The sequence below is a fragment of the Anaerotruncus rubiinfantis genome, from assembly GCF_900078395.1.
GTDB lineage: Bacteria > Bacillota > Clostridia > Oscillospirales > Ruminococcaceae > Anaerotruncus > Anaerotruncus rubiinfantis.
The window spans coordinates 1,276,771-1,290,225 of the sequence record NZ_FKLA01000009.1 but is presented as its reverse complement, the minus strand read 5'-3'; the positions used below and the strand labels follow the sequence as shown (position 1 = coordinate 1,290,225).

The following is a 13,455-nucleotide window of genomic DNA, read 5'->3' as shown; positions in this document are numbered from 1 at the left end:
CTTATTTCAGCGCTTCCTGAACGGTTTCATAAAGTCCAGGGGTCCACTCGGGGAATTTGTCGTACGCAGCCTTCGCAGCCTCGGCAAACGGCGCGCGGTCGACCTCGTGGACGGTCACGCCTTCGTCGATCAATTTCTGTTTCCAGGATTCCTCATCCGCGATAACTCCCGCGCTGTATTTTTCCCCCTGCTTGGCTACCTCTTCAGTGAGGATGGTTTTATGCTCGTCGGACAGCGAATCCCAAATCTGCTGGGACATCTCCAGGCCGATGATGCCGGTGAAGTGACCGGTCAGCGAAACGTTTTTGGCCGCTTCCTGCAGTTTCGAAGTGTAGATGGTTGAGAGCGGCGCTTCCGCGGCTTCCACAACGCCCTGTTCCAGGCCGCTGTAAACTTCGCTCCACTGCAGAGTGGTCGGAACAGCGCCCATGGCTTTCATCGTTTCAGCCCACATGGTTGCAGACGGGACGCGCACTTTCATGCCTTTGAGGTCGGCGGGCGTCTGGACCGGCTTTTTCGAGATGATATGCCGCTCGCCGAAATACCAGTTCATCGCCAGCACTTTGATTCCCTGTTCGCTGCATTTCTCCTCGATGCCGTCATGCCACGCGGAATTATAGAGCTTCTGCAGGTCGTCGTTCGATTTGAAGAGGAACGGTCCGTTCATGACACTGTAGTCGGGAACATAGTCAGCCATCAGCGCCGGGTCGGCATTGGCAATGATATTCGCGCCATTTTTGATCTGCTCCAGGTTGTCCTTGTTGCTGCCCAGCTCAGAATTCGCATAGACCTGGATTTCCAGCGTGCCGTTCGAGCGCTCCATCACATTCTTCGCCAGTTCTTCAAACGCCGCGTGCGCGGGGTCGGTGTTGCTCTGGACGTGATTGAGCTTCAGGAGCACGTGCTCCTGTTCGGATTGCGCCGGCTGGGATGCGGACGCGGCCGGCTGAGAAGCGCCCGCGCCGGACGAAGCTGCCGGAGCCTTCGACCCGCAGGCCGAGAACATCATCATAAGGGCGAGTAGCAAAGCAATCTTTTTCATTTTCATTCTCCTCATCTGTTTTTGTTCATAAAGTCTTCTATCTTCTGCCTGGCCTCCGGCGTTTTAAACAGCCGCAGGACCGTATTGCCTTCTTCGGTCATCCGCTCGTCGAGGTCCTTGGGGCAGGTGCTCAGGTAAACCAGCCGCTTGAGTTCCGCAAGCGCGGCCGGACTGCGCCGGGCAAGCTTCTGCGCGATTGAAACAGTGAACGCTTCCAGCTCCTCCGGTTCGGTCACATAGTTGACCACACCCCATTCCTGCATCTGTTCGGCAGTGTATTGGTCTCCCAGGAAAAGCATCTGCTTGATGCGGTTGATGCTGAGCTTCTGGATCAGGCGCTGGGTTCCGCCGCCGCCCGGAACCAGCCCGAGATGTACCTCCGGCAGGCCGAACTTCGCCTCCTTGGACGCGATAATCAGATCGCAGGCGCAGGCGATTTCAAACCCGCCCCCCAGCGCGAAGCCGTTCACCATTGCGATAAACGGCTTTTTGCCGCGTTCCGCCTGGCGGTAAAGCGCGGTCCCGCGTTCCTGGAACGCGAGGAACTGCGCATCGGTCTGCACAGCGTATTCCTTGATGTCGGCGCCCGCCATAAAAGCCCGGCCGTTCCCGGTTACGATTACAGCGCGCACCTCGTCGTCCGCGTTCATCTCGGTGAATGCCTCCACGATCTCATCCATGAACGCACGGTTCATGGCATTGAGCTGGTCCGGCCGGTTGAACCGTACAAACCCAACCGGGCCCTGTTTTTCCTTAATCAGATACTGGCAGATAACAATCTCTCCCCGGTTTTCAGATATTCATGATACAGCTCATTGAGTTTCTGCAAAATTGTATCGGTTTTCATATTCTTGGAAATCCCGTCACACAGCGCCACCGATCCGGTTTCCTGGAACCTGTTCCAATTGGGTACACGCGGGCGCAGATAGGCGTGTTCGATCGTTTCGATGGTATTTTGGAAAAAGCCGTTGCTTGCCTGGTTGATTTCACTGGAAAGCCATGCGTCCCGCTGTCCGGGCTGACCGCCGCCGGAAAAATAAATTCCCTTTTGCACCTCGGGCAGCGTGACATATTCCACAAACCGCGCGGCGCTGCCGGTATGCGTGCACTGGCTAGAGATCGCAATACCCACGCCGCCCAGAATCGGCGCATACCGTGCAGATTCCCAGAGCGGGGAATTGTAAAAACGCACGATATTCGGATAATTCCCCGGGATGGAATAGTTGACATACCCAAACAGGAACGGGCAGTAGACCGCATCCTCCCGGCAGGACATCTCATCGAGTACATGCACCGGGTTCATTGCGAAGGGGTTTCCGCCGCATATTTTTGCAAGTGCCCGGATATTCTCAATCTGCCGCCCACCGACAGCAGGGTCAATCCCATCCTGTTCCCGCAGAAACGCGTCCCCCGCGTCCGCCGCGCACAGGCTCAGGAAAAGGCACCAGATATCGGTGGGGCAAAGCGGCGCCAGGATTTCCATTCCAGACGGAAGGCGTTCTCGCAGACGGAAAACCTCCGAAAGATTTTGGGGACGCTCGATCCCCAGCTTTTCTAACAGATCGTCCCGGGAGGCGCTGACCAGCGCCGCAACGTCCACCGGAAAGGCCAGCTGTTTTCCATCGTAGCAATAGCTGGAAAACGACCTGCCAATCTCCTGCTTTCGCACCAGTTCGAAATGTTCCGGGGATATGCAGGTTTCCAGATCCACATAAAGCTGCTTGCGGCAGGCTTCCCCGGTGAAGGGATGATCGATCAGCAGCAGATCATAATCCGCCGCAAGCTTTTCCACCGGATAATCTCCAAAATCACGCAGGGAACGTTTCTTCCAGGTGATTTTTATATCGGGATGAAGGCTTTCAAACTCCTTTGTAACATGAATCAGCGGATCGAAACCGCGTTTATGATCCCAGGTGATCCCATTTAACTCTATCAAACTCGTTACTCCTCAGGTTCAAATTTCCTCGCTGATGATATGCTCGTTCAGAAGTTCTTCGATCTGCGCCTCGCTCATGGAAAGCTCGCGCAGGATTTCACGGCTGTGTTCACCTACCATCGGCGGCGCCAGATCGATGGTGGGCTGTGTTTCACTCATCGTGATGGCCGGGGCGACACACCGGAAGGTCCCGGCTTTTCTATGTTCAAAACTGCCGATTGCGTGCATATGCTGCACCTGCGGATCGAATTCCACTTCGGTGATGTCTTTGACAGGGGCAACCCACAAATCGCGTGAAAGCATCGTTTCCAGCCAGTGGTCAACCGTCTTGGTGGATGTGACTGCTTCGATCGCGGCAAAGACTTCGTCCCGCCGCTCATAGCGTACAGTTGGATCGGCATAGCAAAGGAGATCCGGATCGCCCAATGCGTCCACCAGGACCTCAAACGGTCCCATCGCAATGGCAAGATACCCGTCCGAACAGCGGTAAATTCCAAAGGGGGCCATCTGGAACGGATGTGCGATACCGGAATCCGGACGCTCATATTTCACATCAGAATTGAGAAGCATCATAAATTCCTGGCTTTCCAGCGCCATCGACGAACGCATCAGATCGACCTCGATACGCTGTCCCTCACCGGTGCGCTGGCAGTAGATCAGCGCGGAAAGGATCCCATAGACCAGATGGAAGGAGGAAAGCTGATCCGGCAGACCGGTCCCAAGCGGCGTGGGCGGGTCGTTTTTACGGCCGGTCAGGCCGGCGAGGCCCACAAAACTTTGCAGCAGCAGGTCCTGTCCAGGCCGTTTCACATACGGGCCGGAAGAGCCAAACCCGGAATTGCTGGCGTAAATCAGGCGGGGATTGATCTTTTTGAGATCCTCGTAGCCGAAGCCAAGCTTATCCATGACGCCGGGACGAAAGTTTTCGACAACAACGTCGGCCTTTTCAACCAGTTTATAAAGGATCTCCTTTGCCTTTGGATTTTTCAAATCCATGGCGATTGAACGCTTGTTGCGGTTCCACGCCATGTAATTTGGGGAGCTGTGGCCTTTCAGGAACTCATTGCAGAAGGTGTGGGTCCGAAAGTTGTCTCCGACGTCCAGGCGTTCCACCTTGATGACTGAAGCGCCCATATCCGCGAGCATCATCGTGGCAAACGGTCCGGCCAGAAACTGGCTGAAATCAAGGATGGTGATGCCTTCCAATGCTTTTTTCATAATCTCTTCCTCTCTCAATTTTTATGAACGCGCGTTTATAAATAATTATAAATAATGCACTATATTTTTAAAGAACAGCGGTTTATAGCCTCATTTTTGTGAAAGCGCGTTTATGAATCTCCAAAAGCAACCGGAGAACGACCGCCTATATATCGGTCGGCGTCTCCGGGGCATTGATGTTCAGGATACTTTCCCGCACAATCACTTCAAATTCTTCCAACTTTAGATTTTGCCTGAGACATTCCTTCCCCTCCACCAGCGCAACAAGATTGTCAATCGCCAGGTTGGAAAGCTTTTCCACGCTGGCCGCCACCGTGGAAAGAGGTGGAGTTGTGAACCGGCTGATCTCGGTATTGTCAAACCCGATGATGGATACGTCCTGCGGAATCCGGAAACCCATATCGCCCAGAGCACGCATCGCACCCAAGGCAAGCAGGTCATTACTGGAAAAAATCGCGGTGGGCAGCCGGCCCTGGTTGTTTGCAAAAATCTGCTTGGCAGCCCAGTATCCGTTTTCCTCCCGGTGGATGTTCATTTTAACCACCAGGTTTTCTTCAAACGGAATTCCGTTTTTAAGCAGGCAGTCCCGATAACCTTCAAACCGTTCGCGTGTCGAGCTCTTATCGATCGAACCCGCAATGTGCGCAATCCGTTTGTGCCCGTTTTCGATCAGGGTATTGACCGCCTCGTAGGCGCCCCAATAGTTCTCCGTATTCGCTGTCAGTATCCCGGGATAATTGACCGATTCACGTTGGTTGATTAAAATCGATGTACAATGCGCGTCGGACAGAGCCTTCAAAATCGAAGAAGGCACCAGGTCGCCCATGAAAATACCGCCAGAGACCATATTCTCCTGGAACATATTCAGGATGTTTTTCATCTGCATCCGGTTTTTGATCACCGAAACCAGCAACTGGTAACCTTTTTGCTGAAGGCGGTCGGCCGCATAGGTCAGAAAAGCCGAATAGAACGGGGATGCGTGGATGATATTCTCGCTCGTTTCGTCCAAGTCGACAATGAACAAGCCGACGATCCGGCTCGGCTTCCCCGCAAGGTTGCGAGCCGCATTGTTGGGGGAATATCCATATTTTTCAACAACGTCCATCACCCGTCTGCGGGTTTCGGGCGGCACATTGCTGTATCCGTTGATGACCCGCGACACGGTGCTCCTGGAAACGCCTGCGAGTTTTGCAATTTCTGTCGATTTCATTGCGCCTACCTCATGAACACGTGTTTATGATTTTATTGTAACATATTGTATCTGCTTGTCAACAAAAACTCCCTATCATTTATTCCAATTTTTTTAACTCATTTTTATCATTGTTGCTGATTTCTAATTCAAATTTCACAAAATTCAAGTTCTATTTTTAACCACCTCTTTCCGGGATCATAAAACTTGGGAGCCATACATATTCATTAACAAGAAAAAGGAGTGGTGTGTGCATGACCGACAGGGAATTGTTTGCGCGGCTGATCCAATGCGAAGCTGGAGGGGAAGGTGACAACGGCATGAAGGCGGTTGCCAGCGTCGTCATGAACCGTGTGAACGCCACCGGCGGTGAATATAAGCGCGTCGGACAGGGCAGCATCCGGAAAATCCTCTATATGACCGGCCAATTCGTCTGCATGTCCGAAACCGAACGCGGCAAATACAATCCCCAGAATATTTACAACATGAGCCCGGAACCGATCCATTTTGAGATTGCGGACTGGGCGATCGCAGGCAACCGGCTGCTCAACCTGGAGCTGGCCCTGTGGTTTTATAACCCATTCTCCCCGAACTGCCGCCAGAATTTCCCTAGCAAAATTGGCTATTGGGTGACGCGCATCGGTGACCATTGTTTTTATAATCCATCTTCCTCTTATTTTGAAACCTGAAAGGAATGATTTGTTTTGCCAAATGAACAGCTCTCCAGCAATATGCAGCAGACGCAAAAACCGGTGACGCAGCCGGACAGCACCAGTGAATTTTACCGGGAATCCTTCGCCGAAGTCCTGGTCGACAACATCGGCATCTATGTCACATGTGAATTTCTCATCGGCACGGGTGGTCTGGTCGACAAATCCGGCATCCTTTATGCCGCTGGCGTCAATTTTGTCACCTTGTATGACGATGAACAGGACCGCTATATCACCTGCGACCTCTATTCGCTTAAATTTGTGACCTTCTACGGTTCCCGGCCCACTCCGCGCAATCCAAACCCGGCCAGCCGCACCATGCAGAACAATATGTCCTATCCGCAAAATCCCAACCGCCCGATGGGACGCGGATAAACAGATCTTCCCGATATTTGCAAAAGCAGTTTCATGGCACATTACAACACCCCCAGATGCGAAAATCAAACCGCATCCGGGGGTGTTGCCGCGTCTTTCAGCCCTTTCAAACAACTACTGATGCCTCACATCTTAAACTATTTTCCCTGTCCAGGCTAAACATGCTGTCACAGCCCCAATTGCGAACCATAAAAATCCATGCTTCACCATTGACCCGAGCCATCCAATCTCAGATAAAGTTTTTGTTCATCCATCTGCCTCGTACAAATCGGACTGTGAATACGGCCGACCGGAAGATCCAATCGATGCACATCGCGGCCCAAACGCCAAACACGCCCCAGCCAAGGTATTGCCCCAAAAAATAGCTGAATCCAACCCGGAAGATCCACATTGACAAGATCGAAGTGGTCATGGTAAACCGGACGTCGTTCGCGGCCCGCAGGCCATTCGGCAGCGTGAATGAGAGCGGCCACGCGATACAGTCCATGACACAGGCCAGCGCGGAGATTTCCCAAGCGATTTCAGCAGTCTCCGCTGGAAGCGCAAAACAGGCGATGATTGGGTTTAATAAGAAAAAGACCAACAGGTTGCAGCCGATCATCAGCCCATAGGATACCCCCATAAGCTTGATGGTGTAGCTCTTCGCAGCCAAAAAATCCCGCGCGCCGACACACTGCCCCACAACGGTGATCATCGCCAGACCGACCGCCGCGCCCGGGATCTGCGCCATTGCAAGGATGCTGTTGGAAACAGCGTTCGCGGCCAGCGCGACCGTCCCGAATGAGGTGATGAGCCCCGCTACGAGGATCTTGCCAATATGGAACATGCTGTTTTCGAGGCTGTTTGGGATACCGAGCCGAAGAATATTCTTCACCATTCGCCCATCCAGCCGAATTCCCTGCTCCCACTCCAAATGGATGCGGTGTTCGCCTTTATGCAGCAGGAACATCAGGAACACCGCGGCAAACGCACGCGCCGCGAGGGAACCGAGCGCCGCGCCCGCGACGCCCATATGAAATCCAAAGATAAACAGCGCGTTCAGTGAGATATTGATGATATTCATGATGAGCGCGGCCAGCATCGAAACGCGGGAATTCCCCTGCACGCGGAACAGCGCCGCCCCCACGTTATAGAGTGCGATCAGCGGATAGGTCAGCGCCGAGATCCAGAAATAGGTCTGCGCATTCTGCATGACGGCGGACTCCGCCGAACCGAACAGCGCGTAAAGGATCGGAGCCTTCCCGATCAGGCAGACAGCCCCCACCAGAAGCCCAGCCCCGGTTGTCACCATCAAGAGCTGTTTGGCGGCGATATTGGCATTTTCGCGATCCTCTCGTCCGAGGTACTGCGCCGCCACGATGGCGCCGCCAGTTGCGAGGGCTGCAAAAATGCTGTTGAGCAGCAGATTGATCGAATCCACAAGTGAAACGCCGGATACCGCAACCTGCCCAACCTGAGCCACCATGACGGTATCCGCGATGCCGATGGTCGCGTTTAGGATCTGTTCGATCACCAGCGGCACGATCAGATTAAAGAGATCTCTGCGCGTAAACATGAAATTCCAATCCGTCCTTCCTTCATTCTGTTACCATATTGCACCTTTTTTACCAAGAGATCAAGTCTTTTTTACATTTTCGTGATTTGGTCACTATGTGGTAAATTTATCAAAATTTTCTAGTGCATTATTACAAATAAAAAGAAGAACCGAATGGAATTCAGTTCCTCTTTAGGGATTTCTCTTAAAGTTTCAACTTTTTGGCCATCGTATCCGGATTGGTGGAATATGCAATTGCATCCGTTTCGGAAATCTTTCCCTGTTTATACAGGGCCAACAGGCTCGCATCCATCGTGACCATCCCCTCGCCCGCCGACGAATAGATCACCGTGTCGATCTGATGCACCTTCGATTCGCGGATCATATTGCGGATCGCGCCGTTGACAAGCATGATCTCGAACGCGGGCACCACCTTGCCGTCGGTCGTAGGGATCAGCTGCTGGGAAACCACCGCCTGCAGCACCATGGCAAGCTGGATGCGGATCTGATGCTGCTGATTCGGCGGAAATGCGTCGATGATGCGGTCGATGGTATTCGCCACGCCGATCGTGTGCAGCGTTGAAATGATCAGATGCCCTGTTTCCGCCGCCGTCATGGCCACGTTGATCGTCTCATAGTCACGCATCTCCCCAAGCAGGATCACATCCGGCGACTGCCGCAGCGACGCACGCAAAGCCTTCACATAGCTGTCGGTATCGGTGGTAATCTCGCGCTGGCTCACAATGCTCTTCTTATGCCGGTGCAGATACTCGAGCGGGTCCTCCAGTGTGATCACATGCGAACTGCGGGTCTGGTTAATCCGGTCGATAACACACGCGAGCGTGGTCGTTTTTCCGCTGCCCGCGGGCCCCGTGACAAGCACCAGCCCTTTGGAACGGCTGCCGAGCTCCAGAATGACCTCCGGGATGCCCAAGTCCTTCGGATCCGGCAAGTCGAAAGTGACCACCCGGATCACCGACGCGAGCGAACCACGCTGTTTATAAGTGTTCGCGCGAAAGCGTGAAACCCCTTTGATTGCAAAGGAGAAGTCGTCGTCCCCGCCGAGCAGCACATCGTTCACGTCCCGTCCCCCGGCAAGCTGATAGACCCCTCGGACAAATTCCTCCGTCTGCGCGGGCATGAGGCTCTCCTCATTTGTGCGCACGATGTGGCCGTTCACCTTGTAACAGACTGGCAGGCCGGCCACCACATAGATGTCCGACGCTTTCTGCCGGACCGCTTCGGTTAAAATTGCAGCAATATCCATCCGTATTCCCTTTCCAAAAGCTCAGGAGCCCATCAGGTTCATTTCTTCCCCGCCATCCCAAAGATTGAGGGTATCGTCCGCTTCCCATTCTCCGGTGTACACGGACTGCCAGGCGGCCAATTCGTAACGCGGCTGGCCGGCGCCGCCGGGATAAATGAGCAGCAGCCGCACCTTCAGTGTGTGGCTCTCGTCAATCGGCACCTCGTAAGATGCAAAAAACGATCCCGCGTCCTGTTCGAGCGTTACACCGCCGGGCATTCGGGTTTCCGCGGCTGAAAAATAACTTTCCGGGCTGTCCAGTGGGATCTGTTTCAACTGGTAGTCAATCTCTGCAAGCAGCGTCTGTGCCGAAGCATCCGCCTGATAGTATGCCGCCGTCGCTTCAGCGGTTTTCCGGGAAAGCTTCTGATCCGCGTTCGCGCTCACCAGCGAAAGGGTTGCAAAGGTTGTCAGGCACAAAAGCACAAAGATCACCAGGATCGATGCGCCGCCGACATTCACGCCGGTTTCAGCGCTCCGCTTCATCCTGCATCCCTCCTCTTTCGTATCGTATTCCGGCGGGCTTACGCGCCCAGCGGATGGTATTCTTCATTTTCCAGATATTCGCCCACTTCAAGTGAAAAGACTGTCTCCCCGCCCATCTTTTCCACATCGATCCGCGCAATTACGGGGTTTCCTTCGATAAGCACCACATTTAACCGGTAAGCGGCCAGGGATTCACTTGCCGGAGCCCAGTCCCGATCGTAGTAAACCGCCACGCCGTTCCCCGCAGGCTGTGCGCCGTCCAGAAGCTGGGTGAGTTTTTCCGCCGAACCGTCCGCGCTTTTGAAGCATTCGGCCGCAGTCTGTGCTGTAACGGTCGCCATGCTGAGTTCGCTACTCGACACGCTCGTCAGATGCGCCCAGGCAAACAGCCGGATGCAGATTGCGCTTGCAAGCGAAAAAAACAGGATCGCGATCATCAGCTCCATCAGGAATAACCCCGACTTGGAAGAACGCCGCTTCAATTCAATTTTCACAGGGCGTCACCTGCCTTTCCATGGTCCCCGTATCAGCCGCACCGCGGGCTCACCGCAATCTGCGCGCTTTTGCCGCTTTCATCGGTCACCGTGAAGCGGTAAAGGCTTTCTCCTGCCTGTTCAGCCGTAAAACCGCCGGCCCGCATGATCTCTTCGCCGTCCGCAGGGCTCATATCCGCCCCCTCTGCGACAAAAAGTTCCCTGATCGCGCCGCTGTCATAATAAATCCAGGTCTGGTAAGTTTCTCCTTCAAGCTCCTGTTCAAGCACCAGGGCATTGCCTTCCCCAAATTGTTCGAGCCGCACGCCGCCCATAAGATCGTTCTGCCGGACTTTCTGCGCAACATACGAAAGGGAGGTCCTCAGGTTAAAGTTTCCGTTCATACTGGAAACGGTACCTTTATAAACGTTCGCGCCGATGATCACCACCATCAGCGACGAGGCCGCGAACACGCAGAACAGCGCCAGCGTAAAAAGCAGGTCCACCATATGGGCGTGGGTTTTTCTGGGCGTTCTCATCGCGCCGCCTCCTTTCCAGGATTATTTGGGATCTTTTGCAGGCTCCAAACCGAGCACCGTGATGTCCGGCATGATATTTGAAGCAAAACACTGGTAATCCACCAGATACTTTTCCCGGTCGATGCGCAGGCCGTACTTCTCTTCCAGGTACTCCAGACTTGGTGGATAGGCGCCCTCCACCGCATAGCAGTGCACCGCCGCACGGGTGATCGCCTGCCGGGTGGATTTGAGCTGCTCGGCGCTGGCTGCGGCCGAAACGGATTGGATGCCCTGCACGAACAGAACCGAGATCACAGCGAATAAAACGGCCGGCAGCACCAGGCCGCGCAGCAGCATATGGCTGCGTCTGGATTTCGCAAAGCGGTTTTTCATCCGCCGTCCTCCCTTTCAAGTTTTCACGCCGCAAAGGCGGCACGCACAGCCGGTTTTCACCGGCTTCGCCGCACCGCCGCCAGAGGCGGCGGGCCTGCGGGCTTTGCCCGCAAGGGAAAACCGGCCCTTTAGCCGATCGATGACATGATGCCCATGAGCGGCAGCATCACCGACAAAAGGATCATGCCGACTATAATGGAAAGCACCGCCACCAGGGTCGGCTCCAAAATCGAAATGGTGTTGCCGATCTGCGCGTCGATCTCATCTTCATAACGGTCGGCCAGCTTTTTCATGACCGTATCGACAGAACCGGTTTTAAATCCAACCGAAATCATCCGGGCATAGACGCCGGTAAAGATTTCTGTTTTCGCCAGCGCGTCCGAAAAGGAAACGCCCTGGGCAATATACTGTTTGCAGGCGGCGATTTTTTCGCTGATGGTCACATTGTCCACCAGATGCCCGACCATCTCGAGCGACTGGTCGGTGTCGAGCCCGCTCGAGAGCATCAGCGACATGGCCGAAGCGAACCGTCCCGAAGCAATCTTGGCGGACAGCTTGCGGGTGAGGAAGAAGGTCGCGCGGAAACGACTGAGCATGTCGCGGCCCCCCTTGGTCGCACGCATCACGAAATAGGCGGCCGCCAACACGGCGATCACGCCCACAATCACCGCGGAATACCGGCCGACGGCGCTGCCAAAGTTCATGATGCCCACCGAAAAATCGGACATCTCAGCGCCGAGCTGTGCAAACACCTGCGCGAAAATCGGCAGAACCTTTACAATCAGCACACCGATGACAATTACCATCATCGCAATCATGATGAGCGGATAGGTAATTGCGCTTTTGACGCTCTGCGCGATACTCTCCTCCCGCTCATAATAGTCGCAGAGGGAATCCATGACTTCATCAAGCCGGCCGGACTGCTGGCCGATCTCGGTCATATCGATCACATATTTTGGAAAAACGCCGGTTGCGGCAAGCGCCATATGCAGCGGTTCGCCCGCCTCCACATGGTCCTGGATCACCCCGATGATCCGCTGTCCATCGGAATTTTTCATATCCTCCCGCATAATTGCAACGCCTTCGCTCACCGGAATCCCCGATTTGAGGATCATTGCGATCTGGGTGCAGAATGTGGAGATTTCATTTGGGGAGAGCATCCCGCCCGTCCTGTTTGCCATGGTCCGGTCTCCTTCCTCTATGTAAGGCAGATTCTAATAGACATACTTGGTACTGTAGTTGCTTCCATTGCCGATAAACTGCATGATGCTGTCACTGCTGTTGCCGTTCGATGCAAAGGTCGGGTCCATCAGCTTCCAGCTGGTGCCGTCAAAATAGATGATCCCGTTGACCCAGCCGATCTCCTTGAGGTAAACGCTCACCCACGCATGATAGGTGCCACCCGATACGTAACCGACTTCCAGGCGCGTGGGGATATTCTGGGTGCGCAGCATGGTCGCCATCACCGCGGCGTAATCGAAGCAAATCCCCTTACCGGAAGCGAGGACGCTGTCCACCTTCGGCAGATAGCCCGACTTGACCGACGAAGCCTTGTTGTAATCGTATGTAATGTTGCTGATCACATAATTATAGACTGCCTGCACCACGCCCAGGTCGTCCGCCGCTCCCGCGGCGAGCTCCGCTCCTTTTTGGACGGTGGTGGAATCGGCGGAAAAATTCACATACTGGTTCGGATAGAGATATGGCAGCAGCGAACTCGAAAGCTCGACCTTGATCGATTTTGAATAGAGCTGCGCGTACTGATTGCCGGAAACATTTTTAAAGACCTTGATCGAATAGCTTCCGCTTCCGGAGGTCAGCGGAAATACCTCATAGCCGCCTTTTCCAAGGTCATAGGTGTAGGTGGTCTTGTTGCTGCCGGTAATCTGCAATTTGATCTTTCCGCCAGCCGAACACTTGACCATCACATACCCTTCGAAAGCATTCGAAGCGTCGATGGTCACCCCACCGCCCGAATAGGTCGTCACGCCGGACGCATCCGGCACGCGGATGGTGGTCTGCACCGGACGCGCCGCTATCGGGACCTCCCCATCCAGGATTTCGGTAAGCCCTCCGCCCTGCGGCAGCAGCTGGTTCTCCTGTTCGGACGGGTTCAGCCCGTCCTGCACCGGCCGGGAGGCCTGCGGAACCTGCGGCTGGCTGGAGAGGTTGTTTTGGGACACAGAAGAACAGCCCGCCGTCAAAACGGCAAGCATCAGCGCAAGCAAAGCCAATATCATTTGTTTGGAACGAAACATATTCATACAGCAACCCC

Annotated in this window: 15 protein-coding genes; 2 read left to right on the top strand and 13 right to left on the bottom strand. The window is 54.4% G+C overall.

Translation table 11 applies throughout. From position 1 onward, the window contains the following. Position 1: 1 nt before the first annotated feature. From BN4275_RS11675 to BN4275_RS11655, 5 genes are all read right to left on the bottom strand, one after another. Positions 2 to 1,042 (bottom strand): C4-dicarboxylate TRAP transporter substrate-binding protein, encoded by a 1,041-nt coding sequence (locus BN4275_RS11675; RefSeq protein ID WP_066458425.1) that lies wholly within the window; start codon positions 1,040 to 1,042, stop codon positions 2 to 4. A gap of 11 nt (positions 1,043 to 1,053) precedes the next feature. Continuing rightward, positions 1,054 to 1,737 (bottom strand): enoyl-CoA hydratase/isomerase family protein, encoded by a 684-nt coding sequence (locus BN4275_RS11670; protein ID WP_242863650.1) that lies wholly within the window; start codon positions 1,735 to 1,737, stop codon positions 1,054 to 1,056. 62 nt (positions 1,738 to 1,799) lie between these two features. After that, the gene (locus tag BN4275_RS11665; protein WP_066458412.1) at positions 1,800 to 2,978 is read right to left on the bottom strand and encodes a type 2 periplasmic-binding domain-containing protein; all 1,179 of its coding nucleotides are present in this window, start codon (positions 2,976 to 2,978) and stop codon (positions 1,800 to 1,802) included. Between the two features lie 18 nt (positions 2,979 to 2,996). Then, positions 2,997 to 4,196, bottom strand: coding sequence for a CaiB/BaiF CoA transferase family protein (locus BN4275_RS11660; protein ID WP_066458410.1), 1,200 nt, complete (start codon positions 4,194 to 4,196; stop codon positions 2,997 to 2,999). 145 nt (positions 4,197 to 4,341) lie between these two features. Beyond that, complete coding sequence (locus tag BN4275_RS11655) at positions 4,342 to 5,406, bottom strand: LacI family DNA-binding transcriptional regulator (RefSeq protein ID WP_066458408.1); 1,065 nt, start codon at positions 5,404 to 5,406, stop codon at positions 4,342 to 4,344. Positions 5,407 to 5,633: 227 nt separating this feature from the next. Between BN4275_RS11655 and BN4275_RS11650 the strand changes: the two genes are divergently transcribed. Next, the gene (locus tag BN4275_RS11650) at positions 5,634 to 6,074 is read left to right on the top strand and encodes a cell wall hydrolase (RefSeq protein WP_161940202.1); all 441 of its coding nucleotides are present in this window, start codon (positions 5,634 to 5,636) and stop codon (positions 6,072 to 6,074) included. 15 nt (positions 6,075 to 6,089) lie between these two features. Further along, entirely contained in the window at positions 6,090 to 6,470 is a 381-nt protein-coding gene (locus BN4275_RS11645) for a hypothetical protein (RefSeq protein ID WP_066458403.1), read from the top strand. Between the two features lie 229 nt (positions 6,471 to 6,699). Here the strand turns inward: BN4275_RS11645 and BN4275_RS11640 are convergent, their stop codons facing one another. The 8 genes from BN4275_RS11640 to BN4275_RS11605 form a co-directional block, all read right to left on the bottom strand. Further along, positions 6,700 to 8,025 (bottom strand): MATE family efflux transporter, encoded by a 1,326-nt coding sequence (locus BN4275_RS11640; protein WP_066458400.1) that lies wholly within the window; start codon positions 8,023 to 8,025, stop codon positions 6,700 to 6,702. Positions 8,026 to 8,209: 184 nt separating this feature from the next. Beyond that, positions 8,210 to 9,271, bottom strand: a complete 1,062-nt coding sequence (locus BN4275_RS11635) for a type IV pilus twitching motility protein PilT (RefSeq protein WP_066458398.1) — start codon at positions 9,269 to 9,271, stop codon at positions 8,210 to 8,212. Positions 9,272 to 9,292: 21 nt separating this feature from the next. Further along, positions 9,293 to 9,796, bottom strand: coding sequence for a hypothetical protein (locus BN4275_RS11630; RefSeq protein ID WP_066458396.1), 504 nt, complete (start codon positions 9,794 to 9,796; stop codon positions 9,293 to 9,295). Between the two features lie 38 nt (positions 9,797 to 9,834). Beyond that, positions 9,835 to 10,290, bottom strand: coding sequence for a type IV pilus modification PilV family protein (locus BN4275_RS11625; protein WP_066458394.1), 456 nt, complete (start codon positions 10,288 to 10,290; stop codon positions 9,835 to 9,837). Positions 10,291 to 10,322: 32 nt separating this feature from the next. Next, complete coding sequence (locus tag BN4275_RS11620) at positions 10,323 to 10,808, bottom strand: DUF4860 domain-containing protein (RefSeq protein WP_066458390.1); 486 nt, start codon at positions 10,806 to 10,808, stop codon at positions 10,323 to 10,325. A 21-nt stretch (positions 10,809 to 10,829) separates the two neighbouring features. Further along, positions 10,830 to 11,180, bottom strand: a complete 351-nt coding sequence (locus BN4275_RS11615) for a hypothetical protein (RefSeq protein WP_066458386.1) — start codon at positions 11,178 to 11,180, stop codon at positions 10,830 to 10,832. Positions 11,181 to 11,308: 128 nt separating this feature from the next. Next, entirely contained in the window at positions 11,309 to 12,361 is a 1,053-nt protein-coding gene (locus tag BN4275_RS11610; RefSeq protein WP_066458378.1) for a type II secretion system F family protein, read from the bottom strand. A gap of 33 nt (positions 12,362 to 12,394) precedes the next feature. Beyond that, positions 12,395 to 13,444 (bottom strand): transglutaminase-like domain-containing protein, encoded by a 1,050-nt coding sequence (locus BN4275_RS11605; RefSeq protein WP_242863648.1) that lies wholly within the window; start codon positions 13,442 to 13,444, stop codon positions 12,395 to 12,397. Positions 13,445 to 13,455 lie beyond the last annotated feature (11 nt).